Origin of the sequence: Pseudoflavonifractor sp. AF19-9AC, from assembly GCF_003478995.1 — a bacterium.
In the GTDB taxonomy this organism is placed as follows: Bacteria; Bacillota; Clostridia; order Oscillospirales; family Oscillospiraceae; genus Lawsonibacter.
The window spans coordinates 1-16959 of sequence record NZ_QUGI01000009.1 but is presented as its reverse complement, the minus strand read 5'-3'; the positions used below and the strand labels follow the sequence as shown (position 1 = coordinate 16959).

Here is a 16959-nt window from a genome sequence, read left to right as displayed (position 1 = left end):
AAACTCCATCTTGAAAAATACCCTATTTTTCGATACAATATCTTGAATACAGTTTGCGCAATATGTGGCTAACAAGTCTGGAACGGAAGGCGTGTGAGATTTGATGAAAGCGACCTTGATTCTGGCCAACGGAAGCGTATTTTCCGGGACCAGCATTGGCAGCACCTCCGACCGGGTGTGCGAGATGGTGTTCAACACCTCCATGACCGGCTATCAGGAGATTCTGACCGATCCCTCCTACGCCGGGCAGGGGATTGTCATGTCCTATCCCCTCATCGGCAACTACGGCGTCAACCACGAGGACAATGAGTCTGCCCGTCCCTGGGCGGAGGCCTTTGTGGTCCGTCACCTGTCTCCCCGGGGCAGCAATTTCCGCTGCGAGGGGACTTTGCACGATTTTCTGAAGGAACACGACATCACCGGGATTCAAGGCGTGGATACCCGCGCGCTGACCAAAATACTCCGTAGTCAGGGGAGCATGAATGGTATGCTCACCTGTGCGGAGCATTTTAATGTGGCGGAGATCATGGAGAAGCTGAAGAACTACAAGGTCACCGGCACCGTGGCCCGGGTCACCCGCAAGGAGCCCGAGGTGTTCCCCGCCCACGGCGAGGAGCTGCACCACGTGGCCATGATGGACTACGGCGTGAAGCAGAACATGATCGAGTGCCTGCGCCGCCGGGGCTGCCGGGTGACCGTGCTGCCCGCCTTCACCCCCGCCAAGGAGGTCCTGGCCGGCGGCTATGACGGCGTGATGCTCAGTAACGGCCCGGGCGACCCTGCGGAGAACACCGAGATCATCGCCCAGCTGAAGGAGCTCTACCAGAGCGACACCCCCCTCTTCGGCGTGTGTCTGGGCCACCAGCTGCTGGCTCTGGCCACCGGGGCCAAGACCGGCCGCCTGGCCTACGGCCACCGGGGCGGCAACCACCCCGTGCGGGATCTGGAGAAGGGCAAGGTGTTCATCACCAGCCAGAACCACGGCTATATGGTTCTGTCCGAGACGGTGGACCCGGCTGTGGCCGAGGTCAGCCACATCAACGTCAACGACGGCACCTGCGAGGGCCTGCGTTATAAGCGTCCCAACTGCTTTACCACTCAGTTCCACCCCGAGGCCAACGCCGGCCCCAAGGATACGGAATACCTGTTCAACCGCTTTGTGGAATCCATGAATAAGGGAGGTGCCCGGTAATGCCCAAATATACGGATGTAAAGAAGGTACTGGTGCTGGGCTCCGGTCCCATCGTCATCGGCCAGGCCGCCGAGTTTGACTACGCCGGAACCCAGGCCTGCCGCGCCCTGAAGGAAGAGGGCATTGAGGTGGTGCTGGTGAACTCCAACCCCGCCACCATCATGACCGACAAGGACATTGCCGATCATGTCTATATCGAACCCATGAACATCCCCTCCGTCATGCAGATCATTGAGAAGGAGCGGCCCGACGCCCTCCTGCCCAACATGGGCGGTCAGACCGGTCTGAACCTGGCCATGGCCCTCTATGAGGACGGCACCCTGCAGAAGTACGGCGTGCGTCTGCTGGGCACCAGCCCCGAGTCCATCCACAAGGCGGAGGACCGCCAGGGCTTCAAGGACTGCATGGAGTCCATTGGCCAGCCCTGTGTCACCTCCAAGGTGGTCAACACCGTGGAGGACGCTGTCTCCTTCACCAACGAGATCGGCTACCCCGTCATTGTCCGTCCCGCCTACACCCTGGGCGGCAGCGGCGGCGGCATCGCCTATGACGAGGCCTCCCTGCGGGAGATCGCCGACCGCGGCATCAACCTGAGCCGCGTCAGCGAGGTGCTGATCGAGCGCTGCATCTCCGGCTGGAAGGAGATCGAGTTTGAGGTGATGCGTGACTCCGCGGGCAACGTCATCACCATCTGCTCCATGGAGAACATCGACCCCGTGGGTGTCCACACCGGCGACTCCATCGTGGTGGCTCCCACCCAGACCCTGGCCAACCGGGAGTTCCAGATGCTGCGCTCCGCCGCTCTGGACATCATCTCCGCTCTGGAGATTGAGGGCGGCTGCAACGTGCAGTTTGCTCTGAACCCCGACTCCTTCGAGTACGCCGTCATCGAGGTTAACCCCCGTGTGTCCCGTTCCTCCGCCCTGGCCTCCAAGGCCACCGGCTACCCCATCGCCAAGGTGGCGGCCAAGGTGGCTCTGGGCTACACCCTGGACGAGATCCCCAACGCGGTCACCGGCAAGACCAAGGCCTGCTTCGAGCCCACCATCGACTACTGCGTTCTGAAGATCCCCCGCCTGCCCTTCGATAAGTTCACCACCGCCAGCCGTACTCTGGGCACCCAGATGAAGGCCACCGGCGAGGTTATGGCCATTGCCAACTCCTTCGAGGGCGCTCTGATGAAGGCCATCCGCTCTCTGGAGCTGAACGTCCGCGCCCTAAAGCTGGACAAGCTGGAGGGCCTCTATACCGACGAGATCGAGGACATGCTGGTTCAGGTCACCGACGAGCGTCTGTTCGTGGTGGCTGAGGCTCTGCGCCGCGGCTTCTCTCCCCAGAAGATCAACCACATCACCAAGATGGACATCTGGTTCCTGGACGGCTTCAAGCGCATCATCGACATGGAGGAGGAGCTGAAGGCCTGCAAGGGTGCTCCCGATGCCGATACCCTGAAGCGCGCCAAGGAGATGTGCTTTGCCGACAGCTATATCGGCACCCTGTGCGGCATGCAGCAGGCTGAGGTGAAGACTCTGCGTGAGAAGTACGGCATTATCCCCTCCTTCAAGATGGTGGATACCTGCGCCGCCGAGTTTGACGCCGAGACTCCCTATTATTACTCCACCTACGACGGAGAGAACGAGGCCGTGGACACCAACACCGACAAGAAGAAGGTGTTGGTGCTGGGCTCCGGCCCCATCCGTATCGGCCAGGGCATCGAGTTTGACTACTGCTCCGTCCACTCCGTCTGGGCCTTCAAGCGCCTGGGCTACGAGACCATCATCATCAACAACAACCCCGAGACTGTCTCCACTGACTTCGACGTAGCGGACAAGCTGTACTTCGAGCCCCTCACCGCCGAGGACGTGCAGAACATCGTGGAGCAGGAGAAGCCCTGGGGCGCTGTGGTTCAGTTCGGCGGACAGACCGCCATTAAGCTGGCCAAGGCCCTCACCGAGATGGGCGTGCGCATCCTGGGCACCCCCGCCGACGGCGTGGACGCCGCTGAGGACCGGGAGCGCTTTGACGAGATCCTGGAGAAGTGCGGAATCCCCCGCGCCAAGGGACGCACCGTGTTCACCACTCAGGAGGCCCTGAAGGCGGCCAACGAGCTGGGCTACCCCGTGCTGGTCCGTCCCTCCTACGTGCTGGGCGGCCAGGGCATGGAGATTGCCTACTCCGACCGCAACATCGAGGAGTTCATGCGCATCATCAACATGACCGTGCAGGAGCACCCCATCCTGGTGGATAAGTACCTCATGGGCCGCGAGCTTGAGGTGGACGGCGTGTTCGACGGGGAGGACATCCTCATCCCCGGTATCATGGAGCACGTGGAGCGTGCCGGTGTCCACTCCGGCGACTCCATCGCCGTGTACCCGCCCCTCCACCTGGAGGAGAAGCACCGCCAGCTCATTCTCCAGCACACCAAGAACATGGCCAAGCACCTGGGCGTCATCGGCCTCATCAACGCCCAGTATATCCTCTATAACGACGACATCTATGTCATCGAGGTCAACCCCCGTTCCTCCCGTACCATCCCCTATATCTCCAAGGTGACCGGCGTGCCCATCATTGACCTGGCCACCAAGGTGATGCTGGGCCAGAAGCTGAAGGATCTGGACTACGGCACCGGCCTCTATCCCGAGGCCAAGTACTTCGCCGTCAAGGCCCCCGTCTTCTCCTTCGAGAAGCTCACCGACGTGGATACCGGCCTTGGCCCGGAGATGAAGTCCACCGGCGAGGTGCTGGGTCTGGCTGAGACCTTCCCCCAGGCCCTGCTGAAGGCCTTCAAGGGCTCCAATATGCGCGTGCCCAAGAAGGGCGGCCGCATCATCATCACCGTCAAGGACGAGGACAAGCGGGAGATCGTCTCCATTGCCCGGGGCTTTGAGGAGATGGGCATCGAGCTCTATGCCACCTCCGGCACTTGCGATGCCCTCACAGAGGCGGGCATTGAGTGCAAGCGGGTCAACCGCGTGTCCCAGTCTCACCCCAACATTCTGGACATGATTGCCTCCGGCACCGTGGACCTCATCATCAACACCCCCACCCGGGGCCGCAAGCACGACTCCGACGGCTTCCAGATCCGCCGCTCCGCCGTGGAGCACGGAGTGGGCTGTGTCACCGCCATCGACACCGCTCGCGCTCTGCTCACCGTCCGTCAGCAGAGCCGCAGCGAGGACCTCACCCCCATCGACATCACCAAGATCTAATGTACAAAACCGGGCACGGTCCCTTTTGGGGCCGTGCCCGGGAGTGGTAAAGCACAAAGCGCAACGGCAGGAACTTTTTTACGTCTTTAAGGATGAAACCGAAGAAACCATCGGACATGCAGAGGAGGCGTGAAGAATGAAAATCCTGAAAAAATGGGGCGCTCTGGTGCTGACGCTGGCGGTACTGGCGGTGGGGCTGGGTGTGTTTGCCTTGTACACCGCACGGCCTGTGGAGCTGAATCCGGCGGAGTTGACCCTGGCGGAAACGGTGGAGCCCTACCCAGGGGCAGAGTTGTCTCTGGAGATCAACGGTGCTCTCATAAGCCTGACCTTTTCCAATCACAGCGAGGCCCGGCTGGAATCCGGAGCCTCGGTGGATGGAGACCGGAACCTCTTTTTCACCGGTGGTCTGCAGGTATTGCTGGATGGGCAGTGGTATAAGGTACCTTCGGAGCCATATGCCACCGCCGGTGTGGGCCTGGAACTGGAGCCTGGGGACAGTGTTTCCGGTCAATACAGCCTTTCGCCTTATGGAAAACTGCCCGACGGACAGTACCGCATCGCCTTTGTTTACTGGCAGAGCAGCCCCGGTGAGGAGGAGCCTCTGCTGCGCCAGTCTTACCGTCAGTCTTACGTAGAGTTCCGTCTGGAATACGGCCGTCTCCAATTATGATTTGCACCGGTTCGGACATTTTGTCGGAACCTAAGTCCTTGTTCCTGTTTGGTTTGAGAGCAGAAAGGAAGGTGCAAAGGATGAAAAAGAGAAATCTGTTTTTGCTGGTGGTACTGTTGGTGGTTGTCCTGGGCAGTATTCTGGTTTTTCGTGCCCGGCGGGGACCGCTGAACGTGCCCGTGGGGGAGAGTGTTCAGCTCTACGTCTATGACGGCCAGAGGATGCAGAGTAAGTTCCTCTATGAGAAGGATGATTTGAACCGGCTGAGGGACGCCCTGTCCAGGGCCTCCGCCCGGCCTTTGGAGTACGGACAGCTGCCTGAGGATTCCTTCCCGCTCTATGCCCTTCGTGTCAACGGGACGAAGGAGGACTTTGAGGCGGTGTGCGTGGGAGATGTGTGGCTGGACAACCGGGGGCGGGTACTGGAGACCGACCTGGAGCTGGGGGAGCTGATGGACCAGATGGGGGCGCCCCTGGAGACCAGCGAGAGCCTGGCCGCGCTTCCCTGCCGACGCACCCTGGCTCTGCTGAGTGGCAACTGGGACGCCCGTTTCCTGCTCCCGGCGAAAGAGCATACCCAGCAGAAGGATGTGATTATGTCCCTTGTCTGCTCAGAATCGGGGGACTTGTCCTGGACGGTGGAAAATCACACTGGACGCAGCCTGTCCCACGGAAACGGTGGGTATGCTTCTCTGGAGGTTTTACTGGACAACAGCTGGTACAGCCTCCCCTGGGTGCCCGGGAGCCACTACGGTGTGACCGACGAGGAATATATTCTGGAGCCGGGGGAATGTTTCTCCGACGACTTGTCCTGGGAGCCCTATGGCGATCATCTGCCCGACGGGATCTACCGTCTCAGCTTTCCCTTCTACTCTTTCGAAGAGGGGGAGACCACTGTCACCTGGGCCTGGGCCCGCTTTCAGATGGAAGACGGGGTGGCCAGGCTGGAGCCGGAGAACTGATTGCCCCTGAAACGCAAAAATCCACACCCTGAGGTGTGGCTTCTTGTCCGAATGATATGAAGTTGCTTACCGCTCGCTGGCGACGGTCTGTTCGTCCTCATAGATGAGATCCTCCAGATCGGAGCGGCTGTTCCAGTAAAAATCCGTCATAATCAAACCTCCTTTCTTTGTTTCCTGTCTGTATCATAGTCCCCGCGGAGCGGGAAAACAAGGCAGAGGCGGTTAAATCTTTGTAAATTCCATTCTAAGAAAAGCAAGGAAGGATGTCCTAATGTCCCATCAGACCGTTATTGTTCTGGACTTCGGCGGCCAGTATAACCAGCTCATTGCCCGGCGGGTCCGTGAGTGCGGCGTTTACTGCGAAGTAAAGCCCTACACTACTCCTCTGGACCAGCTGAAGGCTATGGACCCCATTGGAATCATCTTCACCGGCGGACCCAACTCCGTCTATCTGGAGACCTCGCCCCATGTGGACCCCAAGATTTTTAACTGGGGTGTGCCTGTTCTGGGTATCTGCTACGGCTGTCAGCTCATGGCCCATACCCTGGGCGGACAGGTGACTGAGGCTCAGGACGATTCCGCCCGGGAGTACGGCAAGACCCAGACCTACTACGACACCGCCTGCAAGCTCTTTGACGGTCTGCCCCAGGAGGGCATCTCCTGGATGAGCCACGGGGACTACATGGCCAAGGTGCCCGAGGGCTTTGCCCTCACCGCCCACTCCGATGCCTGCCCCAACGTGGCCATCGCCGATGAGAAGCGGGGCTTTTACGGCGTGCAGTTCCATCCCGAGGTCAACCACACCCAGCACGGCGTGGACATGATCCGCAACTTCCTCTACAAGGTCTGCGGCGCGGTGGGCGACTGGACCATGGGAGAGTACAAGGACACCGCCATCGCTGCCGTCCGGGAAAAGGTGGGCAGCGGAAAGGTGCTGCTGGCCCTCTCCGGCGGCGTGGATTCCTCCGTGGTGGCTGCCCTGCTGGCCGAGGCGGTGGGTCCCCAGCTCACCTGCGTCTTCGTGGACCACGGCCTCATGCGGAAGAACGAGGGAGACGAGGTGGAGGCCGCCTTCTCCAAGTGGGACATCAATTTTATCCGGGTGGATGCCGAGACCCGCTTTTTGCTGAAGCTGGCCGGCGTGTCCGAGCCGGAGCATAAGCGCAAGATCATCGGCGAGGAGTTTATCCGGGTCTTCGAGGAGGAGGCCAAGAAGATTGGTGCTGTGGACTTCCTGGCCCAGGGTACCATCTATCCCGATATCATCGAGTCGGGCGCGGGCGACGCCGCTGTCATCAAGAGCCACCACAACGTGGGCGGTCTGCCTGACTATGTGGACTTCAAGGAGATCATCGAGCCCTTGCGTCTGCTGTTCAAGGACGAGGTGCGTCAGCTGGGCCGGGAGCTTGGCCTGCCTGAGTACCTGGTCTCCCGCCAGCCCTTCCCCGGCCCCGGTCTTGCCATCCGCATCATCGGGGACATCACCAAGGAGAAGGCGGACCTGCTGCGGGAGGCGGACTTCATCTTCCGGGATGAGATCGCCAAGGCCGGAGAGGACAAGAATCTGAGCCAGTACTTCGCCGTCCTCACCAACACCCGTTCCGTGGGCGTCATGGGCGATGGCCGTACCTACGACTATACCCTGGCCCTCCGGGCCGTGGTCACCGACGACTTCATGACCGCCGACTGGGCCCGCATCCCCTACGAGGTGCTGGACCGGATCTCCGTGCGCATTGTCAACGAGGTCCCCGGCGTGAACCGCATCTGTTATGACATTACCTCCAAGCCGCCTGCAACGGTGGAATGGGAGTAAACTTTAATTCTAAAAATCAGGAGGAGACACCAATGGATCAGAACAAGCGTCCGGAAAACATGGAACGAATTACGACCCCTCAGCTGGCGGAAGCCTTCATTGCCCAGCAGATTGAAGCCGTCCGTGCCCAGGTGGGAGACAAGAAGGTGCTGCTGGCCCTCAGCGGCGGTGTGGACTCCTCTGTGGTGGCCGCCCTGCTCATCAAGGCCATCGGCAAGCAGCTGGTGTGCGTCCACGTCAACCACGGCCTGCTGCGCAAGGGCGAGCCTGAGCAGGTGGTAAAGGTCTTCCGGGACGAGATGGATGCCAACCTCATCTATGTGGATGCGGTGGACCGTTTCCTGGACAAGCTGGCCGGCGTGTCTGAGCCGGAGCGCAAGCGGAAAATCATTGGCGCGGAGTTCATCCGGGTGTTTGAGGAGGAGGCCCGCAAGCTGGAGGGCATTGAGTTCCTGGCTCAGGGCACCATCTACCCCGACATTCTGGAGAGCGGCGGCGTCAAGGCCCACCACAACGTGGGCGGCCTGCCGGAGGATCTGAAGTTTGAACTGGTGGAGCCGGTGCGCCTGCTGTTCAAGGATGAGGTCCGGGTGGTGGGCAAGGCTCTGGGCCTGCCCGACAACATGGTCTATCGCCAGCCCTTCCCCGGCCCCGGCCTGGGCGTGCGCTGCCTGGGTGCCATCACCCGGGACCGCCTGGAGGCGGTGCGGGAGTCCGACGCCATTCTCCGGGAGGAGTTTGCCAAGAACGGTCTGGAGGGCAAGGTGTGGCAGTACTTCACCGCCATCCCCGACTTCAAGAGCGTTGGCGTGAAGGACGACAAGCGCACCGAGGCTTGGCCTGTCATTATCCGTGCCGTGAACACCAAGGATGCCATGACTGCCACCGTGGAGGATGTGCCTTTTGCCTTGCTCCAGCACATCACCCAGCGCATTACATCTGAGGTTCCTGGTGTGAACCGTGTGCTCTACGACCTGACGCCCAAGCCCTGCGGCACCATCGAGTGGGAATGATTTCAGAGGCCCGGAAAAGCCTGATATAACTGGGTTTTTTAGAGGTTAAGGCCTTCCGTGGCAACGATTTGGCAACACTTTTTCATTATTCATAAAAAGAGAGCTAACTGATTTTGATTAGTCAGTTAGCTCTCTTTTTCTTTTTATTATTACTCTGTGCAACAAACGGCCTCTCCCGTGGCCTACAAGTGAGCAGGTCAAAAGAGGTCCTGGGGCGGTATCTTCACATAGGTCTGGGAGTTGTCAAACTCCGGGTAATGGTAGCGCCACTTATCATAGTCCTCTTTGGAGATTTCGCCCGCCTCCAACATGGCAGCGGCCTGTTGCCAGGAGCAAAGCATCTCATGCAGCCGAGCAGCGTCCTTGCTCTTCCGCACATCGACCTTCAGGCAGACTTCTCCATCCATCTCGCTAATCTTGAGCCCGTAGTTATCCTCCAGGGTAAACAGGGTGTGCATGAGCCCCACATAGGAGTCTATGTCTGGGACAGAGAGCGCATGGGGAGAGACATCCAGTACCTGAGCCAGGGCAGCAGTCAGGTCCGCCTTAGGGGTTCTTGATCCTGTTTCGTACTGAGCAAGGCGCACATCGGCGGACTTTTCCGGAAAGCCCAGCGCCATGCCGAGATATTTCTGAGTCATCCCCCGCAGGAGACGAAAAAAGTGAATCCGTTCGCCAATCGCCATATCATCAACTCCAATCGTTGGTTGTCTTTAGGAAAAGCGTAGCAGAAATGCTTAGTAAAGTCAAGAGAATCCTAAACAATTTTATTTAATTTATTTTGCGTACTCCGATTGACACAAGCTATTTTGCTTAGTATAATGACAATAGACTAAGCATAATAGCTTAGAATCAGTAAATGGAAAAGAACTGCCGCAATCCCCCGGTTATACATCCGGGAAAAAAGTGGCGGACGAAAGTGAGGAGGCATTTATGGAACACAATATCCAGCCGCAGCAGCCATCAACGAAGAAAGGAAGGTATTTTCAATGCAGGCACAAAACTTTATGCGCGTGGAGGAAGTGGCCCAGGAGCTGGGCATCTCCAAGTCCCACGCCTACAAGGTGATCCACAAGCTCAACGCCGAACTCCGTGAGAAGGGCTATCTGACCATCTCCGGGCGGGTCAATCGGAACTTTTTCATGGAGAAGTTTTGCTACGGCAAGACGGGAAAGGAGGGCTAATCATGGCGATCTACAAAGAAGAAAAGACGAATACTTGGCGAGCGGTCTACCGCTACACCGACTGGAACGGCGAGCGCAAGCAGACCCAGAAACGGGGCTTCAAGACCAAACGGGAGGCACAAGCCTGGGAGCGCGAACAGCTCAACAAGACCAGTGCCGATCTGGACATGACCTTCAGGAGCTTCGTGGACCTCTACACGGCGGATATGAAAACCCGGCTCAAGGAGAACACCTGGGCTACCAAGGACCATATCATCCGTACTAAGCTGCTGCCCTACTTCGGCAGGCTGAAAATGTGTAACATCACCGCCCAGCAGATCATTACCTGGCAGAACGAGATGTTGAACCATAAGGACGAGAACGGCAAGCCCTACTCGCCGGTGTACCTGAAAACGGTCCACAATCAGCTCAGTGCCATCTTCAACCACGCGGTTCGGTACTACAACCTCCGGGAGAATCCCTGCAAGAAGGCGGGCAGCATGGGCAAAAAGAAAAACCGAGAGATGATGTTCTGGACCAAGGAGCAGTACCTGAAATTTGCCGAGGTGATGATGGACAAGCCACTGTCCTTCTACGCCTTTGAGATGCTCTACTGGTGCGGTATCCGGGAGGGGGAGCTGCTTGCCCTGACCCCGGCAGACTTTGATTTTGAGAAGCGCACCGTTACCATCAATAAATCCTATCAGCGGTTGAATGGCCAGGATCTAATTACCACTCCCAAAACCGAAAAGAGTAATCGGGTCATCACCATGCCGCAATTTTTAGCCGAGGAAATCCAGGATTACATCAAGATGCTCTACGACATCGGGCCGGATGATCGGATGTTCACCGTCACCAAGAGCTATCTCCACCGGGAGATGGACCGGGGAGCCAAAGAAGCCGGTGTGCCGCGCATCAGAATCCATGATATTCGGCACAGCGCGGTCTCGCTTTTGATTGACATGGGCTTCTCTGCCACGGCTATCGCGGACCGGGTGGGCCATGAGAGCATCGACATCACTTACAACTACGCGCACCTGTTTCCGTCCAAGCAGGCGGAGATGGCGGATAAATTGAACATGGAAAGGGGCAATTAAAAATGTCAGCAAAGAATTTGGACAAGCACAACCGTTGGAGAAACAAGACTGTGGCTTTTCGGGTCTCCCCGGAGGAGGACGCTCAGATCGAGACGGCAGTTAAGCTCACCGGCCTGACCAAACAGGATTATATCATCCGGCGACTGCTTTGCCGGGATGTGGTGGTCCAGGGCAACCCCAGGGTCTACAAGGCGCTGCGGGATCAGCTGGCCGCTGTGCTGGACGAGCTGCGCCGGATCGAGGCTGGGCAGGGCGTGAACGACGAGCTGCTGGACACCATCCAGATGATCGCTACCATTATGAACGGAATGCAGGAGGACTTTGCCTATGACCGATGAGAAAAAGAAAATGACCGCCCATGGTTCATCTGTTGGCGCAGATGATGGGCAGTCAATCTCTCAAAATTCCAAGACCACTATACCAGACCCAGACGAAAAAAGCAATTCCCCCGAAAGAGATTTGGAGGAACTTTACCGGAAGATGCGCCGCATGAGCGACCCAGCCTACCTGCATACTGTGACCCTGGACGAGCTGATGGACAATGTGTTTGAGGGTAAGTCTGCGGTGATTGAGAACCTGCTCTACACGGGAGCGTACATCCTTGCCGGAGCGCCCAAAATCGGCAAGTCCTTCCTGATGGCGCAGATCGCCCACCATGTCAGCACCGGGCAAGACCTGTGGGGCTACAAGACCCATCAGGGAACTGTTCTCTACCTGGCGTTGGAGGATGACGAGAGCCGTTTACAGCGCCGGATGTTCCGAATGTTCGGAGTGGAGGGGACAAGCTCCCTCCACTTTGCTACCAATGCTAAGATGATCGGCGGTGGCCTGGATGAGCAGCTGGAAAAGTTCGTCCGGGAACACAGTGACACCAAACTTGTTATTGTGGATACCCTGCAAAAAGTTCGGGAAGCGGTGAGCGACAGCTACAGCTATTCCAGCGACTATGAGGTGATCGGCAAGCTGAAACAATTTGCCGACCGATATGGCGTCTGCGTCCTGATCGTTCACCACACCAGAAAGCAGCCTGCGGGAGACAGCTTTGAGATGATTTCCGGTACAACCGGCTTGCTGGGCTGTGCGGATGGGGCGCTCCTGATGCAGAAGGAGAAGCGAACGGATAGCAAGGCTACCCTGGAGGTGGTAGGCAGAGACCAGCCGGATCAGCGGCTATATCTGAGCAAAGACCAAGAGAGCCTAGTTTGGGGTCTCGACCATGCAGAGAATGAGCTTTGGAAACAGCCTCCAGACCCGGTACTAGAAGCCGTGGCAAAGCTCGTATCCTCTGAGAACCGGGAATGGGAAGGCAGTCCCACCGATCTGGCCCAGGCGATTCAGACGGATATGGCGGTAAACCGACTCACCAAACATCTGAATGTGAATGCCAGCCGCTTGCTGGAAGAACATCAGGTGAGGTATGAGAATAAAACCAAGCACGCCGGACGGCGTATCCGGCTGACCTACATGGTGGTGGAAACATCCGCGTTTGAAGTAATCGAGTAAAGCGCGACGCTCGCAACGGTCGCGACGGTGTTTTGAGGGGTGCTCCCAGCACCGTTGCGACCGTCGCCACCGTCGCGGAACGAAAAACTGGGGTGGTATTTTGTCACCCCGTCTTTCAGGAGGGTATCGCATTTCACGACGCCCTTGCCCACGAAACAGAGCACCGGGTACGGCCTAAAAAGCGTTCGCAGAACGCACAGCCACAGAATGAAATTCTGTGTTCAAAAGGGGCTTGGGGGCGTTGCCCTCAACAAGCAGACAGCAGGAAATGTGAGTGTGTATTAACACTCGCATTGCTTGCTGGATTTGTGTGTGGCTATCCACACGCATTGCTTGCCTGTATCTAAAACAACCGAAACGGCCCTTGTGCCGCTGCGGAAAATCAATCAAGATTTAAGCATTGGGAGGTAACGACTATGAGGAAAATTCTGTCCTGTGAGTTCAACCTGGACACTGCCTGTGTGGAGCTGTGTCTGGAGGATGGGACGCTTCTCTCCATCGACTGCAAGGCCGTGGAGAACGAACTAGCAAACAGTATGTACCAGCGGTCAGAACTGGACTGGCTGATTTACAATGATCCGCTGGCCTATGCCGAACTGATTTTGAATGGTGAGCCAGAACTATATCTAAAAGCAGTGGCCGAGAAAGCGTTATTAGATTGCCAGGTATAAAAACTTCGGTGCCGGGCCTCATGACTTTTTGAAAGATGGAGCTAGGTCTTGAATGAATCTCGTTTACTCATCTTTTCGTGAGATTATCTTGTGGCTATGTGCGTAATATGGTATAATGTAAAACAATTCGACAACGAATGGGGAATTGATTATGCCGGTCAGTTACGACAAGCTATGGAAGATGTTGATTGATAAAAAAATGAATCGAACAGAGCTAAAAGACGCTGCAGGAATTAGTTTCAATGTGTTAGCAAAAATGGGGCGGAATGAGTTTGTTTCGATGGAAAGCCTATTTAAAATTTGTACAACACTAGGGTGTACTATTGGGGATATAGTGGAATTTATTTATTGAATATAACTTGAGGTGCTATCATGGTAAAATACGCGGAATTTTGTGCAGGAGTGGGAGGTTTTCGGCTTGGAATTGATCTAGCTGCACATAATTCAAAATGCATATATAAAAATGAAATTGATGAAAAATGTGATGATACCTACTATAGAAATTTTGGTGAACACTTTGATTCAAAAGATATATTTACATTAGACGTAGATAGTATTCCGCACATGGATATCTTATGCTCAGGATTTCCGTGCCAGCCATTTTCTATTGCAGGGAAACAAAAGGGACTTGAGGATGACAGAGGGAAAATTATACTAAAACTTTTTGAAATTATTCGAGCGTTAGAGCCCAAAGTTGTTTTTCTAGAAAATGTGGCAAATCTAAAAAGACATAAACAAGGTGCAACATTAAGCCTCATTAAAAATTTATTCGAAGAAATCGGCTATAAAGTATATGATGAAATTTTAGATAGTGCAGATTTTGGAGTGCCTCAAAGTAGGCCGCGTTTGTATATTGTTGCATTTAATATAAAAAAGCTAAAGAATGTAAGCTTCCATTTTCCTGTTGGTGCTGAACCTAAAAAGACACTCCGTGATGTATTAGTACCTGGAGACAATTCTATCCCTATTTCTAAAAAATGGGAAGAGTATATTGACCTTTATTTGGGTATTAAAAGTGCTGATGAGCTATCTTTTCAAATTCCTAAAACACGAAAGAGCTTAGAACGTGTAGCCGACAATTGCGATATAAATGATTGTATTTTACAAATTCGTTCCAGTGGAATTAGGGCGTATTCACTAGATGGCCAATTCCCTACTTTTGCAGTAAGTAATAGTGGTGGGGGGGCAATGATACCGGTATTAACTAAGGAAAGGCGACATTTAAGTGTTCTAGAAATGAAGCGTATTATGGGTTTCCCAGATACATTTTCTTTTGGAATTTCCAGGACTGATAGTATTAAGCAATTAGCAAATGCGGTTTGTCCACCCGTAATAAGTGCAATTTATGATGAGATTGTAAGAGCTGCACATTTTAGCGTTTAGTAATTCTGTCCCGAATATTTTCTCCAGTAGCAAGGACGACTTCTTCGTGTTCTGGAAATACTAAGGCGCAAGATGGTGAACACTCACTAAGAGTACAAACGAAACACATTTGACGTTTGCATTTATTACAATAGTGGCAGAGGGCCTGTATATTATTTATATTATTTTCTCCGCCTCGATCAACAGGAATACGGTGATCAAATTCAACACGCACACGGTCTTTTGCAAATGTATGTGGTGCAATTGCTGAATTTTCTCTTAGAATCGCACCACAAATGTTACATCGGTATGTTTGAGCTGTGAGAATAGTTTGTTTTTCTATAGTATTTAATTGAATTCGTGTGGACTTGGCATTTTCTTGAAAGAGCAACTCATGATCTACTGGATGTAATACATATTGACGATTTCCTTGCATTGCTTCCGCATGAACACATGAAAAACCTTCTTCAGTCCAGAGTTCACTGAAAGGTTTATTTGCATCTCCATAGCGCTCCTGAATCCAAGATGGGTTGATTTTTCCTCTTAATATCGCTTTGATAGTATGCAGGCGGTCGTTAGCACCAACAAGGTCTGCTTCTGAACAATACTCGTACTTTATCAATAACAGTAAGCCAGCTATGGTACGTCGCTTTATTATCCAGATAATCTTATTTTGAGGAAAAACAATTTCATAGCCAGGGCGATTAATAGCTTTCCGAATCTCAATAATATCTTCAATATGTAACATAACAAGCCCTCCGAACTAAGATCTAAATAAAAGTTGTGTATTAAATATAAACTGATACAAGTCTCCGACTAAAACATTCCAGTTGTTATAAAGTGTCTGTATGATCAATAAAGAGTAAATATGGTTCAACTCCAAGTGCATCTGCAATTCTTTGGATATTTTCGAGAGAAATACTTCGGCGAAAACGTTCAATCGCACTAATATATGTTCGATGTAAGCCACACTTTTCTGCAAAAGCTTCTTGGGAAAGGCCGATAGCTTGACGATAATATTTCACATTTACTCCAAAAACCTTAATGATGTCCATACTTGAAAACCTCCATGATAAATGTTACAATATTGAATACAATAAGTCGACAGACAATAAGTCTCGTTCGAAGAGGAAGCAAATATGAAACTACGTAACTTTTTATATCTAAACACAAAAGTAATTGAGGATTATATTGCAGCTATTGACGGCTATACTTACGATGAGGAAGCTCAAGCAATTGCAACTAGCAGGGAAAATACTTTGTCTGGAAAAGGGGCAATTGGTGTTGCTTCAGGAAATGGATCCCATACAGGAAAACAGTCTGAAGAAGTAAAGCGGTCTGTACGTATTAGCGATGCAGCTAAATTTGAAAAAATCTACAAATATTTGCAATCTGATGAAGATGATGGTCTAAAATATTATGAGTTTCTTAGCGAGGCAGATTATGGTGCTTTATACCGGGATGATTTTCTTGAAGTTTTAGTTACTGCTCGCTTTTCTAAGATGAAAGAGTTGACCGATAGTGTAATGAAAATTGCAGAGTTGGCTGCGGTTTTTGAGACTATTACAGATCAGCAGATTTTGGACAAAAAAGCAACCGAAGCTGTACAAGGTTTTTCGGCGTTAGGGCAGATGAAATCCGGTAAAGAAATTGCCTGTGTGTTCGAATTTGCAGACGGAAAGCATCCAATAGTTGCGTATTTGGATGAAAGTTACTTTAGATGTAATCAAGATAATTTTGTTGGACAATCCTATTTGCTATGTAAAATTATTCGTAAAATACCTAAGGGACAAAGTATCAAGTTGGATGAAATTTTCGACGATTTCAAGAAGCTACCTCTTAACAGAGCTCAGCGAAGGAATATGCCGAAGAATATGGATAACCCCGCAGAGCTTCGTGATGTTATTAAAGGGCCTGCGCTCGTTGTCCTTCCCATTGCGGTATATCAGTGAGAGTGCATTAAATCGGTGGCAACACCATGGCAACAAAAAATCAGATAGCCTCTGCTATCTGAATAATGAAAAGAATACCAATACTCTGAGCTAAATCCCATAAGCAAATCTGTTTAGAAAACTTCTGGCAGGAGCGAGTGGGAGTAACTGAACGAAACCAGGAAAGCCTTGCAGTGCAAGGCTTTCCTGGTTTTTTTATTAGATTGTGCCGTAAAATGTTCCTTTGCGGTACGACTGCTTATAGAGAGAATGGCATACCAGGTTCTTGCATTTTCTGCATCACCCTGCTAAAATGAAGGTAGTGTCAACAGTTTTGCGCAAATTGGTTTGCAGACTCTTGGATGAATGA

The 16959-nt window shown here is 53.5% G+C and carries 17 protein-coding genes; 14 read left to right on the top strand and 3 right to left on the bottom strand.

The window, feature by feature from the left end:
* The first annotated feature begins 103 nt into the window (after nucleotides 1-103).
* From DWX58_RS13660 to guaA (DWX58_RS13635), 6 genes are all read left to right on the top strand, one after another.
* Nucleotides 104-1192 carry a carbamoyl phosphate synthase small subunit gene (locus tag DWX58_RS13660; RefSeq protein WP_118644746.1) on the top strand — a complete coding sequence of 363 codons (1089 nt, stop codon included), beginning with the start codon at nucleotides 104-106 and terminating at the stop codon, nucleotides 1190-1192.
* The gene (carB, locus tag DWX58_RS13655) at nucleotides 1192-4401 is read left to right on the top strand and encodes a carbamoyl-phosphate synthase large subunit (protein WP_118644744.1); all 3210 of its coding nucleotides are present in this window, start codon (nucleotides 1192-1194) and stop codon (nucleotides 4399-4401) included. Before DWX58_RS13660 ends, carB begins: the two co-directional genes overlap by 1 nt.
* A gap of 136 nt (nucleotides 4402-4537) precedes the next feature.
* Nucleotides 4538-5074, top strand: a complete 537-nt coding sequence (locus DWX58_RS13650; protein ID WP_118644742.1) for an immunoglobulin-like domain-containing protein — start codon at nucleotides 4538-4540, stop codon at nucleotides 5072-5074.
* Between the two features lie 80 nt (nucleotides 5075-5154).
* A complete protein-coding gene (locus DWX58_RS13645; RefSeq protein WP_118644740.1) occupies nucleotides 5155-6036 on the top strand; it encodes an immunoglobulin-like domain-containing protein in 882 nt (293 codons plus the stop codon).
* Between the two features lie 271 nt (nucleotides 6037-6307).
* Nucleotides 6308-7849 (top strand): glutamine-hydrolyzing GMP synthase, encoded by a 1542-nt coding sequence (guaA, locus tag DWX58_RS13640; RefSeq protein ID WP_118644738.1) that lies wholly within the window; start codon nucleotides 6308-6310, stop codon nucleotides 7847-7849.
* Between the two features lie 59 nt (nucleotides 7850-7908).
* On the top strand, nucleotides 7909-8862 hold the full coding sequence (gene guaA, locus DWX58_RS13635) for a glutamine-hydrolyzing GMP synthase (RefSeq protein WP_347559181.1): 954 nt from the start codon (nucleotides 7909-7911) through the stop codon (nucleotides 8860-8862).
* Between the two features lie 197 nt (nucleotides 8863-9059).
* Here guaA (DWX58_RS13635) and DWX58_RS13630 read toward each other — a convergent pair whose 3' ends face one another.
* Nucleotides 9060-9548, bottom strand: coding sequence for a helix-turn-helix transcriptional regulator (locus tag DWX58_RS13630; RefSeq protein WP_118644734.1), 489 nt, complete (start codon nucleotides 9546-9548; stop codon nucleotides 9060-9062).
* Nucleotides 9549-9851: 303 nt separating this feature from the next.
* Here DWX58_RS13630 and DWX58_RS13625 point away from each other — a divergent pair, with 303 nt between their 5' ends.
* From DWX58_RS13625 to dcm, 7 genes are all read left to right on the top strand, one after another.
* The gene (locus tag DWX58_RS13625; RefSeq protein ID WP_006571508.1) at nucleotides 9852-10046 is read left to right on the top strand and encodes a helix-turn-helix domain-containing protein; all 195 of its coding nucleotides are present in this window, start codon (nucleotides 9852-9854) and stop codon (nucleotides 10044-10046) included.
* 2 nt (nucleotides 10047-10048) lie between these two features.
* A complete protein-coding gene (locus DWX58_RS13620) occupies nucleotides 10049-11122 on the top strand; it encodes a site-specific integrase (protein ID WP_118644732.1) in 1074 nt (357 codons plus the stop codon).
* Between the two features lie 2 nt (nucleotides 11123-11124).
* Nucleotides 11125-11460: a hypothetical protein gene (locus tag DWX58_RS13615; protein ID WP_006571527.1), complete on the top strand. Its 336-nt coding sequence runs from the start codon at nucleotides 11125-11127 to the stop codon at nucleotides 11458-11460.
* Nucleotides 11450-12625, top strand: coding sequence for an AAA family ATPase (locus DWX58_RS13610; protein WP_118644730.1), 1176 nt, complete (start codon nucleotides 11450-11452; stop codon nucleotides 12623-12625). The genes DWX58_RS13615 and DWX58_RS13610 overlap by 11 nt, the downstream gene beginning before the upstream one ends.
* A 416-nt stretch (nucleotides 12626-13041) precedes the next feature.
* Nucleotides 13042-13296: a DUF6061 family protein gene (locus DWX58_RS13605; RefSeq protein ID WP_118644728.1), complete on the top strand. Its 255-nt coding sequence runs from the start codon at nucleotides 13042-13044 to the stop codon at nucleotides 13294-13296.
* A 151-nt stretch (nucleotides 13297-13447) separates the two neighbouring features.
* Nucleotides 13448-13648 carry a helix-turn-helix transcriptional regulator gene (locus DWX58_RS13600; protein ID WP_118644726.1) on the top strand — a complete coding sequence of 67 codons (201 nt, stop codon included), beginning with the start codon at nucleotides 13448-13450 and terminating at the stop codon, nucleotides 13646-13648.
* A 20-nt stretch (nucleotides 13649-13668) separates the two neighbouring features.
* Nucleotides 13669-14679, top strand: coding sequence for a DNA (cytosine-5-)-methyltransferase (gene dcm / locus DWX58_RS13595; protein ID WP_118644724.1), 1011 nt, complete (start codon nucleotides 13669-13671; stop codon nucleotides 14677-14679).
* Here dcm and DWX58_RS13590 read toward each other — a convergent pair.
* Nucleotides 14669-15406, bottom strand: a complete 738-nt coding sequence (locus DWX58_RS13590; protein ID WP_118644722.1) for an HNH endonuclease signature motif containing protein — start codon at nucleotides 15404-15406, stop codon at nucleotides 14669-14671. The two genes, dcm and DWX58_RS13590, sit on opposite strands and share 11 nt — an antisense overlap.
* 85 nt (nucleotides 15407-15491) lie before the next feature.
* Complete coding sequence (locus tag DWX58_RS13585; RefSeq protein ID WP_118644720.1) at nucleotides 15492-15713, bottom strand: helix-turn-helix transcriptional regulator; 222 nt, start codon at nucleotides 15711-15713, stop codon at nucleotides 15492-15494.
* Nucleotides 15714-15797: 84 nt separating this feature from the next.
* On the opposite strand from DWX58_RS13585, the gene DWX58_RS13580 reads away from it, so the two are divergent.
* Nucleotides 15798-16610: a hypothetical protein gene (locus tag DWX58_RS13580; RefSeq protein WP_118644718.1), complete on the top strand. Its 813-nt coding sequence runs from the start codon at nucleotides 15798-15800 to the stop codon at nucleotides 16608-16610.
* The last annotated feature ends 349 nt before the right edge of the window (nucleotides 16611-16959 follow it).

Bases quoted from the DNA above. Each gene is read 5' to 3' on its own strand.
- DWX58_RS13645 (WP_118644740.1), top strand. From the start codon at position 5,155: ATGAAAAAGAGAAATCTGTTTTTGCTGGTGGTACTGTTGGTGGTTGTC.
- DWX58_RS13600 (WP_118644726.1), top strand. From the start codon at position 13,448: ATGCCGGTCAGTTACGACAAGCTATGGAAGATGTTGATTGATAAAAAA.
- DWX58_RS13630 (WP_118644734.1), bottom strand. From the start codon at position 9,548: ATGGCGATTGGCGAACGGATTCACTTTTTTCGTCTCCTGCGGGGGATG.
- guaA (WP_118644738.1), top strand. From the start codon at position 6,308: ATGTCCCATCAGACCGTTATTGTTCTGGACTTCGGCGGCCAGTATAAC.
- DWX58_RS13650 (WP_118644742.1), top strand. From the start codon at position 4,538: ATGAAAATCCTGAAAAAATGGGGCGCTCTGGTGCTGACGCTGGCGGTA.
- dcm (WP_118644724.1), top strand. From the start codon at position 13,669: ATGGTAAAATACGCGGAATTTTGTGCAGGAGTGGGAGGTTTTCGGCTT.
- DWX58_RS13625 (WP_006571508.1), top strand. From the start codon at position 9,852: ATGCAGGCACAAAACTTTATGCGCGTGGAGGAAGTGGCCCAGGAGCTG.
- DWX58_RS13585 (WP_118644720.1), bottom strand. From the start codon at position 15,713: ATGGACATCATTAAGGTTTTTGGAGTAAATGTGAAATATTATCGTCAA.
- DWX58_RS13590 (WP_118644722.1), bottom strand. From the start codon at position 15,406: ATGTTACATATTGAAGATATTATTGAGATTCGGAAAGCTATTAATCGC.
- carB (WP_118644744.1), top strand. From the start codon at position 1,192: ATGCCCAAATATACGGATGTAAAGAAGGTACTGGTGCTGGGCTCCGGT.
- DWX58_RS13605 (WP_118644728.1), top strand. From the start codon at position 13,042: ATGAGGAAAATTCTGTCCTGTGAGTTCAACCTGGACACTGCCTGTGTG.
- DWX58_RS13580 (WP_118644718.1), top strand. From the start codon at position 15,798: ATGAAACTACGTAACTTTTTATATCTAAACACAAAAGTAATTGAGGAT.
- DWX58_RS13610 (WP_118644730.1), top strand. From the start codon at position 11,450: ATGACCGATGAGAAAAAGAAAATGACCGCCCATGGTTCATCTGTTGGC.
- guaA (WP_347559181.1), top strand. From the start codon at position 7,909: ATGGAACGAATTACGACCCCTCAGCTGGCGGAAGCCTTCATTGCCCAG.
- DWX58_RS13660 (WP_118644746.1), top strand. From the start codon at position 104: ATGAAAGCGACCTTGATTCTGGCCAACGGAAGCGTATTTTCCGGGACC.
- DWX58_RS13620 (WP_118644732.1), top strand. From the start codon at position 10,049: ATGGCGATCTACAAAGAAGAAAAGACGAATACTTGGCGAGCGGTCTAC.
- DWX58_RS13615 (WP_006571527.1), top strand. From the start codon at position 11,125: ATGTCAGCAAAGAATTTGGACAAGCACAACCGTTGGAGAAACAAGACT.